Origin of the sequence: Terrisporobacter petrolearius (genome assembly GCF_020748185.1) — a bacterium.
Classification (GTDB): Bacteria; Bacillota; Clostridia; order Peptostreptococcales; family Peptostreptococcaceae; genus Terrisporobacter; species Terrisporobacter petrolearius.
Genome location: NZ_JAHZMO010000011.1, coordinates 74,928 through 93,122, shown reverse-complemented (window position 1 = coordinate 93,122; position 18,195 = coordinate 74,928). Strand labels below are relative to the sequence as shown.

At 27.4% G+C, this 18,195-nt stretch carries 15 protein-coding genes and 1 riboswitch; of the genes, 13 read left to right on the top strand and 2 right to left on the bottom strand.

Annotated features, from left to right (window positions below):
- Positions 1-33 precede the first annotated feature (33 nt).
- Positions 34-291 (bottom strand): hypothetical protein, encoded by a 258-nt coding sequence (locus K0040_RS08955; RefSeq protein WP_228108557.1) that lies wholly within the window; start codon positions 289-291, stop codon positions 34-36.
- A 180-nt stretch (positions 292-471) separates the two neighbouring features.
- Here K0040_RS08955 and K0040_RS08950 point away from each other — a divergent pair, with 180 nt between their 5' ends.
- The 8 genes from K0040_RS08950 (at position 472) to gcvPB (ending at position 11,023) form a co-directional block, all read left to right on the top strand.
- On the top strand, positions 472-1,149 hold the full coding sequence (locus K0040_RS08950; protein WP_228108556.1) for a response regulator transcription factor: 678 nt from the start codon (positions 472-474) through the stop codon (positions 1,147-1,149).
- The gene (locus K0040_RS08945) at positions 1,146-2,156 is read left to right on the top strand and encodes a sensor histidine kinase (RefSeq protein ID WP_228108555.1); all 1,011 of its coding nucleotides are present in this window, start codon (positions 1,146-1,148) and stop codon (positions 2,154-2,156) included. The genes K0040_RS08950 and K0040_RS08945 overlap by 4 nt, the downstream gene beginning before the upstream one ends.
- Positions 2,157-2,258: 102 nt before the next feature.
- Positions 2,259-3,014: an ABC transporter ATP-binding protein gene (locus K0040_RS08940; RefSeq protein ID WP_228108554.1), complete on the top strand. Its 756-nt coding sequence runs from the start codon at positions 2,259-2,261 to the stop codon at positions 3,012-3,014.
- On the top strand, positions 3,001-4,899 hold the full coding sequence (locus tag K0040_RS08935) for an FtsX-like permease family protein (protein WP_228108553.1): 1,899 nt from the start codon (positions 3,001-3,003) through the stop codon (positions 4,897-4,899). Before K0040_RS08940 ends, K0040_RS08935 begins: the two co-directional genes overlap by 14 nt.
- A 144-nt stretch (positions 4,900-5,043) precedes the next feature.
- Positions 5,044-5,721, top strand: a complete 678-nt coding sequence (locus K0040_RS08930; protein WP_228108552.1) for a DUF2628 domain-containing protein — start codon at positions 5,044-5,046, stop codon at positions 5,719-5,721.
- 273 nt (positions 5,722-5,994) lie between these two features.
- Positions 5,995-6,513 (top strand): folate family ECF transporter S component, encoded by a 519-nt coding sequence (locus K0040_RS08925; protein ID WP_083399399.1) that lies wholly within the window; start codon positions 5,995-5,997, stop codon positions 6,511-6,513.
- Between the two features lie 294 nt (positions 6,514-6,807).
- A riboswitch (glycine riboswitch) is annotated at positions 6,808-6,918 on the top strand.
- 171 nt (positions 6,919-7,089) lie between these two features.
- The gene (gene gcvPA, locus K0040_RS21070; RefSeq protein ID WP_331476291.1) at positions 7,090-9,573 is read left to right on the top strand and encodes an aminomethyl-transferring glycine dehydrogenase subunit GcvPA; all 2,484 of its coding nucleotides are present in this window, start codon (positions 7,090-7,092) and stop codon (positions 9,571-9,573) included.
- A gap of 1 nt (position 9,574) precedes the next feature.
- Positions 9,575-11,023 (top strand): aminomethyl-transferring glycine dehydrogenase subunit GcvPB, encoded by a 1,449-nt coding sequence (gene gcvPB, locus K0040_RS08910; protein WP_228108551.1) that lies wholly within the window; start codon positions 9,575-9,577, stop codon positions 11,021-11,023.
- A gap of 214 nt (positions 11,024-11,237) precedes the next feature.
- On the opposite strand, the gene K0040_RS08905 is transcribed toward gcvPB, so the two are convergent.
- Entirely contained in the window at positions 11,238-12,185 is a 948-nt protein-coding gene (locus K0040_RS08905; protein ID WP_228108550.1) for a calcium/sodium antiporter, read from the bottom strand.
- 439 nt (positions 12,186-12,624) lie between these two features.
- Here K0040_RS08905 and K0040_RS08900 point away from each other — a divergent pair, with 439 nt between their 5' ends.
- The 5 genes from K0040_RS08900 (at position 12,625) to asnB (ending at position 18,072) form a co-directional block, all read left to right on the top strand.
- The gene (locus K0040_RS08900) at positions 12,625-13,332 is read left to right on the top strand and encodes a response regulator transcription factor (protein WP_228108549.1); all 708 of its coding nucleotides are present in this window, start codon (positions 12,625-12,627) and stop codon (positions 13,330-13,332) included.
- Positions 13,333-13,446: 114 nt separating this feature from the next.
- A complete protein-coding gene (locus K0040_RS08895) occupies positions 13,447-14,367 on the top strand; it encodes an ABC transporter ATP-binding protein (protein WP_228108548.1) in 921 nt (306 codons plus the stop codon).
- Complete coding sequence (locus K0040_RS08890) at positions 14,360-15,139, top strand: ABC transporter permease (protein WP_228108547.1); 780 nt, start codon at positions 14,360-14,362, stop codon at positions 15,137-15,139. The genes K0040_RS08895 and K0040_RS08890 overlap by 8 nt, the downstream gene beginning before the upstream one ends.
- Positions 15,140-15,161: 22 nt before the next feature.
- Entirely contained in the window at positions 15,162-16,076 is a 915-nt protein-coding gene (locus K0040_RS08885; protein WP_228108546.1) for a sensor histidine kinase, read from the top strand.
- Positions 16,077-16,230: 154 nt separating this feature from the next.
- Entirely contained in the window at positions 16,231-18,072 is a 1,842-nt protein-coding gene (gene asnB / locus K0040_RS08880) for an asparagine synthase (glutamine-hydrolyzing) (protein ID WP_228108545.1), read from the top strand.
- The last annotated feature ends 123 nt before the right edge of the window (positions 18,073-18,195 follow it).

Genomic DNA, 18,195 nt, shown 5'->3' with positions numbered 1-18,195 from the left:
TATAAAGAGCTCATAAAATATGAGCTCTTTATATTATTTAATAGAATTAATTTTTATGGAATCTAGAGAATTTGAAGAACTTACAATAGCCTCTCCTTTAATTTCAATATCGTAATTGCATAGTGGATTTTTACAAATTAAATAAATTAAAAATTCATAGGAATTCTCAAGAGATCTGCTTTTATTATCGTTTTTTTTCAAATCTTCAAGCTTAAAGTCATATGAATATGTATGATTGCATTTAGGACACTTAATATTACAATTATGATTTATGGTATTTTTATAATTCAAGAAATACACCTCCAATTATTTTAAATAGTTTTATTTATTATTTACATAAAAACAATAAAATAAGCTAAATATTATCTAAAATCAAATCTTAAGAATATACAAATTGAAAGAAAAATAATAGAATGGATTATAATTAATATATAATAATATTGATTTGAAGATGAAAAAAAGGGGGATATAATGATGGATATTTTTATAATAGAAGATGATAAGGCTCTAAGTAGAGAAATTAGCTTAACTTTGGGTAAGTGGGGATACAGTGCTTGTGAGGTAAATGATTTTGAAAATATAACAGATGAGGTATTACAATGTAATCCAAAATTAATTTTAATGGATGTTAATTTACCTTGTTATGATGGATTTTATTGGTGTTTACAAATTAGAAACTTTATGAAAGTACCAATAATATTTATTTCTTCTAGAGATAATGATATGGATATAATCATGTCTATAAATATGGGAGGAGATGACTATATTACTAAACCTTTTTCGCCACAAATTTTAGTTGCCAAAATTCAAGCCATACTTAGAAGAACTTACTCTTATAATAATGATTTAAAAAGCGAGATAATAAAATTTAAAGATATAACACTGAATATAGTTGATGGAAAGATATACTTTAAAGATGAAAATGCCGAACTGACTAAAAATGAGTTGAAAATAATGAAAATATTAATGGAAAATCAAGAAAAAATCGTAAGTAGAGATGAAATAATAGAAGAACTTTGGGATACAGATGAATTTATAAGTGAAAATACTTTAACAGTAAATGTTAATAGATTGCGAAAGAAGTTAGACTCCATAGGACTAAATGATTTTATAGAAACTAAAAAAGGACAAGGATATATAATAAAATGAGTTTACGAAATTATTTAAGAGAAGTAAAAGTATTTTTAATTTTAATAATTTTAATAATGTTAATAGTTGATGTTACTATGATACTAGATCCTAATTTAAGTAATAGTATTGATACTTTAATTTATATTAATATTTTATCAATTTTAGCTGTGGTAATTTTCACTTTTATTGGTTATGGAAATTATAAGAAAAAAACAAAAAAAATCATAAATTCAATACATAATTTAAGAGAAGAATATGATGATTTGGAAAGGGATTATATTTATAAGAATGTAAAACATCTAATTGAAGAGAATGAGGAAGAAGTAGATAGTTTAAGAAATGAATTAGAGGATATAAACGATTACATGACAAACTGGATTCATGAAGTGAAGATTCCAATTTCAGTTCTTCAAATAATAGGAAAAAGAGTAAATGAAATTGATGATAGTAGGGAATTATCTAAGCAAATTAATAGTGAAGTCAGCCGTATAGATAAATTAGTGGAACAAGCAATGTATTCAAGTCGAGCAGGAAACTATAATTCAGACTTTATAATAAATGAAGTGAACTTGGAACAAGTAGTAAAAGAAGTAATAAAGAAAAATAAATATCAATTTATATATAATAAAATAGATTTGCAAGTTAATCAGTTAAATAAAAATGTTCTTACTGATAAAAAGTGGATTACTCATATAATTGAGCTAATAATTGATAATGCAATCAAGTATAGCCATATAGGAGGAAAAATAGAAATTTATTTGAAGGAAAATAAAAAAGGATGTGAACTTCATATAAAAGACTATGGTATGGGAATTGTACCTCAAGATATAGAAAGAATATTTGACAAAGGATTTACTGGAGAAAATGGAAGAAAGAAAACAAAATCAACGGGTATGGGACTTTATATTTCAAAGAAAATCTTAAATAAATTAAGTCACCACATAAACGTAATATCAACGCCAAATGAATTTTGTGATGTATATATTACTTTCTATAACTTATCAGATTACTTCAATGTGACATAAATGACACATATTATCTCCAAAGTGTTAGGTTAAGAGATGGAAGCAAATATCTGAAACTTATAAAATATAAGTATAATAAATATTAGAAATTTGGAGGGTAATATGTTAAAAACTATTAATTTGAAAAAAGATATTAAAAATAATAAAAATACATTTAAGATTTTAAAAGATATTAATTTAGACGTTAAAGAAGGCGAATTTTTATCTATAATGGGACCTTCTGGAGCAGGAAAAACTACTTTGCTAAATATTTTATCAACAGTAGATAAACCTACATCAGGAAATGTATATTATGAAAATAAAGATATAAGTAAAATGAATAATAAAGAGCTATCTAAATTTAGAAGAGATAATATTGGCTTTATTTTTCAGGATTATAATTTATTAGATAGCATGAGTGTGGAGGATAATATAGCCCTACCTCTTGTAATTGGTAATGAAAAACAAAATAAAACAAAAGAAGAAGTTATGAGACTTGCTAAATTTTTTGGAATAGAAGCTCATCTAAAAAAATATCCTTATGAATTATCTGGAGGACAAAAACAAAGAGCAGCAGCAGCTAGAGCACTTATAACATCACCAAAAATAATTTTTGCTGATGAGCCAACAGGAGCACTAGATTCAAAATCATCATCAGAGTTATTAAACTGTTTAAGAGACATGAATGAAAAATTTAATGTGACAGTTATTATGGTTACACATGATCCATTTAGTGCAAGTTATTCTAAAAAAGTTGTCTTCATGAAAGATGGAAAGTTAAACGCTAGAATAGATAGTTCAGGAAATAGAAAAGAATTCTACAATAGTATAATGAATTTACTTACTTCCATGGGAGGTGAAGTAAATGAACTTCTTTAAACTTTCTTTTATGAACTTAAAACAGAATTTGAAAAACTATGGAATGTACATATTTTCTATGATATTTTCCATTGTAGTATTTTATAACTTTATAACATTGATGTTTAGTGAACAATTTAGACAGATACAAGATTTAAATGTAGTATCATCTTTAGCAGGTGTTTGTGCATTGGTGTTGTGTTTGTTTTTTATATTTTTTATATCTTACTCTAGTAGTTTTTTTATAGAGCAAAGGAAAAAAGAATTTGGAATTTATACTTTTATGGGTGTGGAGAATAATAAAATAGCTTTGTTATTTGCTGGAGAAGGATTGCTAATAGGTATAATAGCTTTAGTTTGCGGTATTATTGGGGGAATTTTAACTAATAAATTATTTTTAATGGCATTAGCTAAAATTTCTAAAGTAAACACAGTGATGAAGTTTGAAATTTCAAAAGAGGCAATTTTAATAACTAGTTTAATTTTCTTATGTATATTGGTCTGTGTATTTATTAAAGAATATATAGTTTTAGTAAAAACAGATATAACAAAACTTATTAATGCAACAAATATATATCAAACTGATAATAGTAAAAATAAAACATTACAAGGCATCTTAGGTTTAATGGTAATAGTTTTAGCTTATGTTGTGATTTTGTATTATAACAAATATAACATACCATTCCCAATTGCCATATTTCTTACAGTAATTATGGTTATAATAGGAACAATGCTATTGTTTAAAGGATTTTTTACTTTTTTAGTGTCAAAATTAATTAATAATAAAAATTTCTTATATAAAAAAACTAATATTTTAAGTTACAATAATATAATTTTTAGAATAAGAGATAATAATAAAGTTTTAGGTCAAATTGCAATATTAATAACTTGTTGCTTGACTTGTGTAATAGTATCTATTGCTACTAGAACTGTTTTTACTGAAGGTAAAGAATCTGAATATCCATATAGCATAATGTATGAAGGAAATTTAGATAATAATGTTGTTTCAGAAGCTTTAAACAAAAGTGATGAGAATGTTGATTTTAAACTACAAACTGAGATTATGCATATAGATATTACTGAAAACGGTAAAAAAGAATCACCGTTTATGTTTGCAGGTAATATGGATTTTATAAAATATTCAGATATAAAAAAAATGTGTGAGTATAGAGATATGGATAATGAGAATAAATTTTTAAAGACACAGTTAAATGACAATGAAGCCATATTAATAATTCCTAAAAATTTAATAAATGCTTTCGACTTTAAAGTGGATTTTGATTTAGCAAATAGAAATATTAAAATAGTTGACTACTATGCAATGAATTTATTTGGATTTTTTAGAGGAAATCTTCCTTCGGTTGTTGTAAATGATAGTACATTCAATTCCTTAAAAAAAGACTTAAATAAAGATACAGATAATATATCTTGTATCACCTTAAAACATTTTGAAAATAGTGCCAATATAGCTAAAGATATAAAGAAAAATAGTAATATAAAACCTTATAGTGTAGATAATTTTAATGAAGATAGTTATAACTTTATAAACGCAATTTACTTTATAGGCCTATTTATGTCACTGGTATTTATAATATCTGTAGGAAGTATTATGTATTTTAAATGTATTTCGGATGCAAGTAAAGATAAGCCTAGATTTGATACATTGAGAAAAATAGGAACAAATCAAGAATATATTAATAAATCTATTTATAAACAGGTTGGAATATTTTTCTTATTCCCAGCTATAGTAGCTATTATCCATAGCACAGTAGCTAGTTATGCAGTAACAAATTTGTTTAACCAAGATGGAAGGTTTTCTACTATAATAACAACTATTGTTTTCTCAGTAATTTATCTAATTTACTACTTATTAACTTCAAAAAAATATATATCTTTAACCAAATAATAAATTAAGTCAGAAGAGAAATCTTCTGGCTTTTATTGTATATAAAGTAACCTACTAGTGTATTATCATATTAGACTCTATTGTAAGAATATATTAATAATAGTAAAATAAAAATACTTATTAAAAAATTTAAGGAGAGAAGTTATGTCTGAAGAAAATAAGTTCATATATTGCTCAAAATGTGGGAAAAAAAGTTCAAAAAATGCTAAGTTTTGTACAAACTGTGGAAATAAATTAATAACAATAGAGGATAATATAAAAAATGCTACTGAAAATATTAAAGACACTATAAAAAATAATGAAACATATAGAAGTTTTACAGATAATAATTATGATGAAAATTATAAAGCAGATTTTGATAATATAGATATGGTTAACTTTATACAAAAGAAAGAAGAATACTATATACCTAAATTTAAGGAAATCCAAGAATTCTATAGATCTACTAGTTGGAACTGGGCCGCATTTTTCTTTAATTCATGGTGGTTTTTATATAGAAAAATGTACACTATAGGTTTTGGACTTATTATAGCAGATATATTAATTGGATCATTAATGCCATCTGTATCATTAATTATAAGTATAGCAATAGCAGTTATCTCAGGGTTATACGGAAATATAGCTTACTTAAAGCACATACAAAAACAATTAAACTCTTTCATAAACATGGGAGAAGAAATAAAACTAAGATTAATATTAAATAAAGGTGGAGTTAATATAGCAATACCAATAATACTAGCCATAATAACTCTAGTTTTTTTATTATTGATAGGTACATTAGGAACATTTTTATTTATGTTCTCTTCTCCATACTATTATTAGAATTATAAAATTCAACAATAATTAAGATACATAAATATTATATTTATGTGTCTTTTTTTATTTATATAGTATTATTTATTGTATTTGGAACGAAAAAGGTTAATAATCTAATCATTATTGAAACCTTGTGTTACAATTTAATTAAGTTATTTAAATTTCATAGATAGACTAATCAATAAATAATAATAGAAATATATATAATATTTATTATTTTTTGATAACTCCACACATAAATCACATATTTATGTGCGAGCCCAATTTAGGAGGAAATTTATGAATAAAAAAATTAATGTTAAAAGACTAGTTCAGACTAGTTTATTAGTTGCATTACAAATTATATTAACTAGATTCTGCTCTATACAAACACCTATAGTTAGAATAGGATTTGGTTTTGTACCAGTGGCTATAATTGCTACTATGTATGGGCCAATATGGGCAGGTGTTGCAAATGGGATCGCTGATATTATAGGAGTTGTACTATTTCCAACAGGAGCATTTTTCCCAGGATTCACACTTACTGCAATATTGGCAGGGGTAGTATATGGAGTATTTTTACATAATAAGCCAGTTACATGGACAAGAATAATAGGAGCTGTTTTAGTTATAGACATAATTTTAAATTTAGGTCTAGATACTTATTGGCTGTCTATTTTAATGGGTAAAGGATTTATAGGATTATTGCCAACACGTTTACTTAAAGAAGCTATTATGATACCGTTAAAAATTATAACAATAGGAGTTGTATGGAAAAAATTCATAGTTAAATTACCTAAATTTTCACAAGCTATATAAGAAAAACTTATATGTAGCAGATTTAACCACTGCGAATTTAGAAAAAAAATAATGGTTGTTCAGCAATTCATACTAAAACTATAAGGGCTAAAGTTGGGGAAAGTCTATTGATTTTTACTAAGTAACTTTAATGTACGATAAAAGTGCTTATAACTTTTATAAGCACTTTTGTATATTTATCACACAATTTTAAATTGTCGAAAAAATCGGAAAAAACATATAAGAAAATGAACAAAAACAGTTGAAAAATATTATGAACTCACATACAATAATTTTAGAATTAAATAAATCCAAGTGAGATTTACGAGAGACATTTTTACCTAGGTAAAAAGGCCGAAGAAGCAATCTGAAAATCGCCATTAAATTTTCAGAGAAACTTTCAGGCAAGAATATCGTAAATTGATGGAACTCTGGAAAGACTTTGCTCATTAAGAGTGAAAGTCACCGAAGAAGAAAATGAGATTATCTCACTAAAACTTTCAGGTAAATGAACAGAGGATATGTGGCTACTATTTATAGTGTCTGCATATCCTCTTTTTTACGTATATATATAAAACGTGATGGGGGAGTAGGAGAATGATAGAATGTATGGAGTTAAAAAGAACTAAATTATTTTCTACACATGAAAAATTAAATGCAAAAATGTTTGAATTTTCAGGATGGGAAATGCCATTAGAGTACACAGGTGCAACTAAAGAACATGACTATGTAAGAAGGAGTGCTGGGCTATTTGATGTATCTCATATGGGAGAAGTTGAAGTCAAGGGTAAAGACGCATTTAATTTTATACAGTATTTAATTACAAATGACATTACAAACCTAAAAGCAGAAGAAATTATATACTCACCAATGTGCTACGAAAATGGAATGACAGTAGATGATATGTTAGTGTACATGGTAAGTGAAGAAAACTATTTACTAGTAATCAATGCTGGTAATATAGATAAAGACTATGAATGGATTAAAAAACAAAGTGAAAAATTTGACGTAAGTATAAATAACATATCTAGTAATATTTCTCAATTGGCAATACAAGGTCCAAAAGCTGAAGATATATTATCTAAGCTAGTAAATATAAATTTAAGTGATATAGAGTTTTACAGATTTAAAAATAATGTAGAGGTTTGTGGAGAAAAATGTATAGTTTCAAGAACGGGTTATACTGGCGAAGATGGATTTGAAATATACTGTGACGAAAATGTAGTAAATAAAATATGGAATGATATTCTGGAAGAAGGAAAAGAGAATATAACACCAGTAGGCCTTGGAGCTAGGGATACTTTAAGAGCAGAAGTAAACTTACCTCTTTATGGTAATGAGTTAAGTGAAAAAATATCTCCAATAGAAGCCGGTTTAGGCATATTTGTTAAACTAAATAAAGAAAATTTTATAGGCAAAGAAGCATTAATTAGCTTAAAATCACAAAAAATACAAAGAAAATTAGTTGCGTTTGAAATGCAAGGAAAAGGAATGATAAGAAGTGGTTATGAAATAGAAGTAGATGGTAGTGTTATAGGATTTGTTACTACAGGGCTTAAATCACCAACTTTAGATAAATTTATAGGAATGGCAATAATAGACAGCAATTATTCCAAAATTGGAAGTGAAATAGGAGTACGAGTAAGAAAAAAACTTGTAAGTGCAGTAATAGTAAAAAGACCTTTTTATAAAAAACAATATAAAAAATCAGAAATAGTAAAAGAAGAATATAAGCAATATTCATATATACCAGCAACTCATGAAGATGAAGAAAAAATGCTTAAAGGATGCAAAGTAAATTCAATAGACGATTTATTCTCAGATATACCAGACAGTTTAAAATTAAAAAGAGATTTACAGTTAGAAGAATCAAAATCAGAATTAGAAGTTAGTCAAATAGTAAAAAGAATAGCAAATAAAAATATAAGCACAGAAGAATTAACTTGTTTTTTAGGAGCAGGTGCTTATGATCATTATATACCTTCAATCATAAAACATATTACATCAAGAAGTGAATTTTACACAGCATATACACCTTACCAAGCAGAAATAAGTCAAGGAACATTACAAAGCATATTTGAGTTCCAATCAATGATATCAGAAATAACAAAAATGGATATAGCAAATGCATCTATGTATGATGGTGCTACATCGGCAGTGGAAGGGTGTTTATTAGCAGTTTCCAAAACTAGACGTAAAAAAGTAGTAGTAGGAAAAACTGTTCATCCAGAAACAAGAAAAGTATTAAAAACTTATTTACAATTTAATAATTGTGAAGTTGTGGAAGTTGATTATGATAGGGAGTTAGGTATGACGGATTTAAATAGATTGAAAGAAGTAGTAGACGAGGACACTGCTTGTGTACTAATTCAAAACCCTAACTTCTTTGGTGTTATAGAAGACGTGGATGAAGTAGGGCAAATAGCTCATGACAAAAAAGCAATGTATGTATTAAGTGTAAATCCAATAACTTTAAGTGTATTAAAATCTCCAGGAGAGGTGGGGGCAGATGTGGCTGTTGGAGATGCTCAACCTTTAGGAAATGCATTGAACTATGGTGGACCATATGTGGGATTTTTAGCTATAAAGTCAGGTTTAATCAGAAAAATGCCTGGCAGGGTAGTGGGTCAAACAGTAGATAGAGATGGACACAGATCTTACTGTTTAACTCTTCAAACTAGAGAACAGCATGTTAGACGAGAAAAAGCAACTTCAAATATATGCTCGAACCAAGGTTTATGCGCTTTAAATTCAGCAATTTATATGGCAACTATGGGGAAAAATGGTTGCGAGGAAGTGGCAATACAAAATATGCAAAAATCACATTATGCGGCTAAGAAAATAAGTGAAGGTGGGAAATTCCAACCATTATTTAAAGGAAAATTTTTTAATGAATTTGTGGTTAAATCACCAATTGAAGTAGATGAGCTAAATAAAAAATTATTAGAAAATAACATACTTGGAGGATATGATTTAGGCAAAGATTATCCAGAATTAGCAGGTTGTACAATGATTTGTGTAACAGAAAAAAGAAGTGTGGACGAAATAGATAAATTAATGAGAATTATGGAGGGGATGTAAAATGAAAGAATATAATAGCTTATTAATTGAAATTTCTAAAGAAGGAAGAAAATCTTACTCTCTTCCAAAACTAGACGTAGAATTTGCAAAACTAGATGAAATGCTAGATCATAATATGATAAAGAAAACTGATTTAGAATTACCTGAATTAAGTGAATTAGATGTAGTAAGACATTACACTTTATTATCAAATAAGAATTTTGGTGTAGATACAGGATTTTACCCTCTAGGATCTTGTACTATGAAATATAATCCCAAAATAAACGAAGACATGGCTTCACTTAGTAAATTTACCAATATGCACCCTTATCAATCAATTGAAACGTCACAAGGATCCTTAGAATTAATGTACAATTTAGCAGAAATGTTATGTGAAATAACAGGAATGGATGAGGTAACTTTACAGCCTTCTGCAGGAGCACATGGAGAATATACAGGACTTATGATAATAAGAAAATATCATGAAAGCAGAGGCGATTTAAAAAGAACAAAGGTTATAGTACCAGACTCTGCTCATGGAACAAATCCTGCTAGTGCAAATATGGCTGGATTTGATATCATTGAAGTTGAATCAACTAAAAATGGAGCAGTCGATGTAAATAAACTAAAAGAAGTATTAAATGATGAAGTAGCAGCATTAATGTTAACTAATCCAAGTACTTTAGGATTGTTTGAAAGAAATATAGAAGAAATAGCAGATCTAGTTCATGAAGCTGGGGGACTTTTATATTACGATGGAGCAAATACCAACGCAATTATGGGAATAACTAGAGCAGGAGACATGGGATTTGATGTAGTTCACTTGAATCTACACAAAACATTTGCTGCACCTCATGGTGGTGGAGGACCAGGAAGCGGTCCAGTAGGAGTAAAAAAGGATTTAATTCCTTATTTACCAGTGCCAACAATAGAAAAAGTAGATGATAAATATATATTAAATTATGATAAAAAGGACTCTATAGGAAAAATTAAAAACTACTATGGAAACTTTGCAGTAATGGTTAGATCTTTTGCATACATTTTAACTATGGGTAAAGATGGACTTAAAAAAGCAAGTCAAATGGCTGTTTTAAATGCTAATTATCTAAAAGAAAAGTTAAAAGAGGACTATGATTTGCCAATAGATGAAGTTTGTAAACATGAATTTGTACTAAGAGGACCTCATGGGCAATACAATACAATGGACATTGCAAAAAGAATGTTAGATTATGGCTATCATCCACCAACAGTTTACTTTCCATTAATAATTAGAGAAGCAATGATGATAGAACCAACTGAAACAGAAAGCTTGGAGACTTTAGATAAATTTATAGAAGCTATGAAATCCATAGCAAAAGAAGGAAGAGAAAGACCAGAACTATTGACTTCAGCTCCTCATAACACTATTATTGGTAGAGTTGATGATGCAAGAGCAGTGAAAAAACCTATATTAACTTGGAAGAACAGATAAAAAATTAATATACCTAAAAAATGCCTAAGTAGTTATATAATTATATATTTCTTAGGTGTTTTTTATTATGTATAGTAAAAAATGAAAAAATATTGGAGGGTAAGAATGTTTAAATGACATACTATCATTAGCTATGATAAAAGAAATACAATAAAAAAGTAGCTCTTACACAACAATTTTACTTGTGCAAGAGCTACTTTTTATTAGCTATTACTTATCTCATAATAGTATAAGACATATAAGCTACGTATATTATAAGGAATATAATCCCCTCTGATTTTACAAGCGAATCGTCTTTTTTCATAAAGTAGTATAAGAGAACAGTTGTAACAACCATAAATATTATATCTATAAAGGCAAACATACTTATAGTTATAGGACTTATAGTAGTAGCCAACCCTAAAACAAATAGTATATTAAATATGTTAGACCCTATAATATTTCCTATTGCTATTTCTGTTTCGCCTTTTTTTATTGCAACTACTGATGTTACAAATTCCGGCAAAGATGTACCTATAGCAACTATGGTTAATCCAACTAGGTTAGCACTCATTCCGAAAGATGTTGCTATTTCAGTAGCAGAATTGACAACCATATCTCCACCTAATACTATACCAACTACTCCAATTATACTTAATAAAATAGTTTTTGGTATAGATGATTCTTTAGTAACTTCCACATCCACAGTTGTTGCAGCTTCCTTGGCAGTTTCCTGGCTACTTCTCTTAGCAGATTTTACTGTATCAATTAAGAAATATATAAATACTGCTAGCAGTATTAATCCTTCTATTCTACTAATATTTAAATTTAATCCAAATAGTAATAGCAAAGCATTAACTAATAATAAAAAAGGTGCATCTTTTTTTATTGTACCCTTTAGAACAGGTAGTTTAGTGATTATTGATGAAACACCAAGGACTACAAGGATGTTAAAAAAGTTTGATCCAACAACATTAGCTACACTCATATCATTTTGCCCAGCTAGTGATGAAGTAATACTTACAGCTGCTTCAGGAGCACTTGTTCCCATGGCAACAATTGTAAGTCCTATAACCATAGAAGGAACATTAAATTTTTTTGCAATAGATGATGACCCTTCCACGAATAAATCAGCTCCTTTTATAAGGAAAAAGAAACCTATAATTAAAAGTAAAAATGACATTTTAATTCCTCCGAGTTTTATTAAAATATTTTTGACGATATTATAGGATAGCACGAAAACCAAATATTTACAAACAATCTTGAGACAATCATACTAATGATAATATGTATATGTATTGCATGAATTTGCTTAATCTTTAAAACCGACCAATAAATTTTAGTTTTTATTAAAAATAATAAAACAAGCTATCTATGAAAATAAATAGCTTATCTTATTCTTAATTTTTCACTTTTAGGATTACAAATAATTGAATTATGAAAGTGTATTCTGTGAACTTTATTCATCCCTTTAGGATTAAGTATATATTATACATTTCTGTAAAAAATTATTCCTACAAATTATAATAACTCAAACATATTTGTAAAAATGGAATAAATTAACTAATATAATAGTATATGAAAAAATATTTTTATTATAATTTATTGTAAGGAGAAGAATTATGGAGAAAGAACATATTTTAGTAGTTGAAGACGATGCTGATATAAATAATCTCATTTCTAAAACACTTCAAAAACAACAATATAGAGTTACTCAAGCCTTCTCTGGAAGTGAAGCTCATCTTCGTTTGTCGATGGATAAGTTTCATTTAGTAATGTTAGATTTAATGTTACCAGGGATTACAGGAGAAGAATTAATAAAAATAACTAGAGAAAAGCAAGACATGCCTATTATAGTTATTTCAGCAAAAACTTCATTGGAAGACAAAGTTAACATATTGGATTTAGGTGATGATGATTACTTGACGAAGCCATTTGAACTAGAAGAAATATTAGCTCGAGTAAATTCTCAGCTAAGAAGATATAGAAAATTTGGTAATACGTTTAATCATAACTTGGAAAATGAAGATGAATATAAATTTAAAGAACTGATATTAAATGAACAGTCTAGAACAGTTAAGATTAGAAATGAAAATATTTCTTTGACTAATCATGAGTTTGATATTTTATATATTTTAATAAAAAATCCAGACAAGGTTTATTCAAGAGAAGCCTTATACGAATTAGTATGGAAAAATGGTTATTATGGGGAAGACAATTCTGTAAATATGCATGTGAGTAATATAAGAAAGAAAATAAAAGAAATAGAAAAAGAAGATGAATACATAAAAACAGTTTGGGGTATAGGATTTAAATTAAATAATAATTAATAATCTTTAAACTTTCTTTAAACTTTCTTGAATATTTATTAAAAATATTTTTGTATTATTATAAATATAAGGTTAATTAAAACTTAAAAGGTTAAAAAGTTGAGGAGATTAAGGATGAAATCAGTTATAAGAACACATAAATTGTGTAAAAAATATGGTAAAGATTTTGCATTATCAAATATAAATATTACTGTAAATCAAGGAGATATTTATGGTTTAGTAGGGAATAATGGCGCTGGCAAAACTACATTGCTTAGAATTTTAACAGGTCAAGGAGTAGCCAGTAGCGGTCAATTTGAATTATTTGAAAAATCATCAAAAGAAGAATTAAATAATGCTAGATGTAGAACAGGAACAATAATAGAATCGCCAAGTTTTTATGAAAAATTAACAGTAGAGCAAAATATGGAGTACTATAGGATTCAAAGGGGAATACCTGGTAAGGACAAAATAGATAAAGTTTTAGACGAAGTAAATTTATTAGATGCTAAGAAAAAGAAATTTAAAGATCTATCACTTGGTATGAAACAAAGACTAGGATTAGCATTGGCAATGATGAAAGAACCAGAATTATTGTTGTTGGATGAACCGATAAATGGACTAGATCCATCAGGAATTATAGAAATAAGAAATTTACTTTTAAAACTTAATAAAGAAAAGAACATAACAATTTTAATATCAAGCCATATATTATCTGAATTATCAAATGTTGCAACTTGTTATGGATTTTTAAATAAAGGACATTTAGTAGAAGAATTATCAGCAAAAGAACTTGAGGAAAAATGCAAAACTTACTTAGAAATTAAGGTGAGTAATCCTAAAAAAATGTCAGCATTGCTAGAAGAAAAGCTAGGGTATAAGAATTATAAAGTATTGCCAGAAGATAGAATACAGATATTTGAAGGGATTGATAATCCGGGAAAAATAAGTAGTTTAGCTGTTTCTAATAGCATAGGTCTATTAGCTATGGAAGAAAAATCTTTAAATCTTGAAAATTATTATATGTCTTTAATTGTAGGTGTTCAACATGCTTAATTATATTAAAAGTGAATTTTATCGTAATTTGCATTCTAAGGGAAATTATATATATTTATTTGGGTGTATGTCATTTGTTATATTTTTAAATGGTGTCCTTGCAGTTTTTGCCAATAATACACCAAACTTTCCTTATGCAGGTACTTGGTTTTCTTTTTCATCATTATATTCAAGTATGGGGATACCACTAGTTTTATGTCTACCCATGGTAGGGGTAGTATTTGGACAAGAGCACAAAAGTCATACTTTAAAAAATTCTATTTCTTATGGTATACCAAGAAGTGAAATTTATTTTGGTAAATTTATAGTTTTGTTAGTTATAGCTTTAATTAATTTGGTTTTTATTAGTTCTGTTTACATTGTAAGTGGTTTAATATTACTTGATAATAGTGGAGATGCTTATTTAAATGAGCTAATAAGAGCTTTAATAGCTTGTGCACCATTATTATTAATTAGTGCTACTGTTGCTCATTGTTTTTATTTTATATTTGAAAATGAAACAGCAGTTGGAATGTGGTGGGTTTCTATTATGGTCATAATACCAAAAATATTAGAGTTATTGGGAGCTAGAATTGAAATATTAAGAAAAGTAGCACAGTTTATGCCATGGAATATAGTCAAAGATATTACACAAGGAAGTGGAGATCATAAATTTATATTCTTTTGGAGTAGTCAACAAGGATTAATAAATTGCTTTATAGTAGGAATTGTTGGAACAATAGTATTTTATTTATTGGGAATGAAATTATTTGAAAAAGTTGAAATAAAATAATATTAAATGGGGTGTGCAGATTATGATATTTATGGTTATAGTTTTATTTTTTACAAGTGTGTATTTTTCTGCACGCTTTTTTTTACTTTCTAAAAATATTAGAGAAGCAAAGGATAATTTAAAAGAAATCAGCAAAGATATAGAAAAAAATAGAAGACTTACTTTGTTCTCTCCACATAAGGATATGGAAAATTTATTAGAAGAAATGAATAATTATTTAGAAATAACCCAAATGGAAAAAATTAAAAGTAGCCTAAGAGAAAAAGAATTAAGAAAAGAAATAGAAAATATATCTCATGACTTAAGAACTCCATTAACATCCATATTAGGTTATATAGATTTGATGAAGGATGAGGAAATAAGTAATGAAGAAAAATATGAATATATTTCAATAGTAGAGAAAAAATCTAGAGCATTAAAAAATTTGATTCAAGATTTTTATGATTTATCTAGGCTAGAAACTGATGAATATAAGATAGAAATAAAAAATATAGACATACATAAAGAGTTAATGGAGCAATTGTTGATTTTTTACAATGATTTTGATAAAAAAAATATAGATGTAGAATTGAACCTTGGTGATGAGGCAATAATAATTCAAGGCGATTTAAAAATTATAGAAAGGATTTTCATCAACCTGATTCAAAATGCAATTAAGTATACAAAGGATACTTTTAAAGCATGTATAAAAGAATCAAGGGATAATATTGATATAATTTTTAGTAATAATGTGAAAAATTTAGAAGAAATTCCTGTAGAAAAACTATTTAACCGCTTTTATATGAAAGATGAATCAAGAAATAATCAAAGTTCTGGATTAGGACTTACTATAACTAAGCTCTTAGTTGAAAAGATGAATGGTAGTATAAAAGCAGAAATAAATGATAATTTTATACACTTTAAAATTACTTTTATGCATGATTTAAAAAATGAATAAATTTAAAAAATAAGGGAAATACCTAATTATATATTATATATTTAAATAAAATTAACCGTATTGAAATTTTAACGAAAAAGAATAAATCTTGGATGTATCAAAAATTATGTATTCAACATATAGTGATATATATTGAACAAATGGAGGCTATATTATGTGTGGAATTGTAGGATGGTCTAATCTTAAAAATAATATAAGGGATTACTCCAATATAATGGACAAAATGATTAATACGCTAAAGCATAGAGGACCTGATTCAGGAGGATTAAAAGTTTATGATCATGCATTAATTGGTCATAGAAGACTTGCTATAGTTGATCCAACTGGTGGTCTTCAACCTATGACAAAAAAAATAGGTGATAAAGAATACACTATTTGTTACAATGGCGAACTTTATAACACAGAAGAGGTAAGGTCTGATTTGCTTGCAAAAGGATACTCTTTTGATTCCTATGGTGATACAGAGGTTATTTTAACATCATATATTGAATACGGTAAAAACTGTGTAGAACATCTTAATGGTATTTTTGCATTTGGAATTTGGGACGAATATAATCAAGAGCTATTTTTGTGTAGAGATCCACTTGGAATTAAACCACTTTTTTACTCTTATAAAGATGGTAATTTAGTTTTTGCATCGGAAATAAAAACTTTATTACGACATCCAAATGTAGATTCAGTAGTAGATAAAGATGGTTTACTTGAACTTATATCTTTAGGGCCAGGCCGAAACATAGGTAGTGGAATATTTAAAGATATAAAAGAAGTTCCACCAGCATTTTATTTAATATTTAATGAGAAAGGTATAACTTTAAATGAGTACTGGAAACTAGAAGTACGAGAACATGAGGATGATTTAGAAAAAACAAAAAATACTGTTAGAGATTTGTTAGTAGAAGTTATAGAAAATCAACTTGTCAGTGATGTTCCTGTATGCACTTTTTTATCTGGAGGACTTGACTCAAGTATAATTTCAAAGGTAGCCTTTGATAAATTTAAAGAAGAGGGATTTGGTACCCTAAATACTTTTTCTATAGATTATGAAGATAATGATAAATACTTTAAGAAAAGTCTATATCAACCAAATTCTGACTCAAAATTTGCAAAGAGAATGGTAGATTTCTTAGGAAGCAATCATCATAGCATTGTTTTAGATAATGTTGACTTAGCACATGCTTTAGATGATGCAACTATAGCTGCTGATTTGCCAGGTATGGCAGATATAGACTCATCACTATATTTATTTGCAAAAGAAGTAAGAAAATATGCTACAGTAGCTTTGTCAGGAGAATGTGCTGACGAAGTATTTGGAGGATATCCTTGGTTTACAAAAGAGTACAATTCTATTGAAATATTTCCTTGGTCAAACTCCATAGGTTACAGAAAAAACATTTTAAAAGATGATTTAAAATCACTTCCTATTGAAGATTATGCAAAACAAACTTGTAGAGATAGTATAAATAGAGTAGAAAAATTACCAGGGGAAAGTCATGAGGATAGAATAATAAGAGAATTATCTTATATCAACATTAAGCATTTTATGCTTACTTTAATTAATAGAAAAGATAGAATGACAATGTCTAATAGCCTGGAAGGAAGAGTGCCTTTTGGTGACAAGAGATTAGTGCAATATGCTTTTAATTTACCAAAAGATATAAAGTTACTACATGGCAGAGAAAAAGGACTACTCCGTGAAGCTGTAAGAGGTTTAGTACCAGATGATATTATAGACAGAAAGAAAAGTCCTTATCCAAAAACTCACAATCCTGAGTATACTAAAGAAGTTAGCCAAATGTTAAGATTGATTTTAGAAGACAAAACCTCTCCAATTCATCAAATTATGGATTATGATTTTGTTTCTAGATTGATTGATACTGGAGGTGCATCTTTTGAGCAACCCTGGTATGGCCAATTGATGACTGGTCCACAAGTTATTGCTTATTTAATTCAGTTTAATAATTGGATGAAGTTTTATGATGTTAAATTAGATATATAGATATGAAAAAGCCATTAATATAGAGTTTATTAATGGCTTTTAAAAATTACTTTAGGGTGAATTTTTTGTAAATAAAAATTATTCTGTTAATAAAATATCAATAGTTGCTACTGAAAAAATAGT

Coding starts and splice junctions, on each gene's coding strand:
- K0040_RS08950 (WP_228108556.1), top strand. CDS start 472: ATGATGGATATTTTTATAATAGAAGATGATAAGGCTCTAAGTAGAGAA.
- K0040_RS08945 (WP_228108555.1), top strand. CDS start 1,146: ATGAGTTTACGAAATTATTTAAGAGAAGTAAAAGTATTTTTAATTTTA.
- K0040_RS08940 (WP_228108554.1), top strand. CDS start 2,259: ATGTTAAAAACTATTAATTTGAAAAAAGATATTAAAAATAATAAAAAT.
- K0040_RS08935 (WP_228108553.1), top strand. CDS start 3,001: ATGAACTTCTTTAAACTTTCTTTTATGAACTTAAAACAGAATTTGAAA.
- K0040_RS08930 (WP_228108552.1), top strand. CDS start 5,044: ATGTCTGAAGAAAATAAGTTCATATATTGCTCAAAATGTGGGAAAAAA.
- K0040_RS08925 (WP_083399399.1), top strand. CDS start 5,995: ATGAATAAAAAAATTAATGTTAAAAGACTAGTTCAGACTAGTTTATTA.
- gcvPA (WP_331476291.1), top strand. CDS start 7,090: ATGATAGAATGTATGGAGTTAAAAAGAACTAAATTATTTTCTACACAT.
- gcvPB (WP_228108551.1), top strand. CDS start 9,575: ATGAAAGAATATAATAGCTTATTAATTGAAATTTCTAAAGAAGGAAGA.
- K0040_RS08905 (WP_228108550.1), bottom strand. CDS start 12,185: ATGTCATTTTTACTTTTAATTATAGGTTTCTTTTTCCTTATAAAAGGA.
- K0040_RS08900 (WP_228108549.1), top strand. CDS start 12,625: ATGGAGAAAGAACATATTTTAGTAGTTGAAGACGATGCTGATATAAAT.
- K0040_RS08895 (WP_228108548.1), top strand. CDS start 13,447: ATGAAATCAGTTATAAGAACACATAAATTGTGTAAAAAATATGGTAAA.
- K0040_RS08890 (WP_228108547.1), top strand. CDS start 14,360: ATGCTTAATTATATTAAAAGTGAATTTTATCGTAATTTGCATTCTAAG.
- K0040_RS08885 (WP_228108546.1), top strand. CDS start 15,162: ATGATATTTATGGTTATAGTTTTATTTTTTACAAGTGTGTATTTTTCT.
- asnB (WP_228108545.1), top strand. CDS start 16,231: ATGTGTGGAATTGTAGGATGGTCTAATCTTAAAAATAATATAAGGGAT.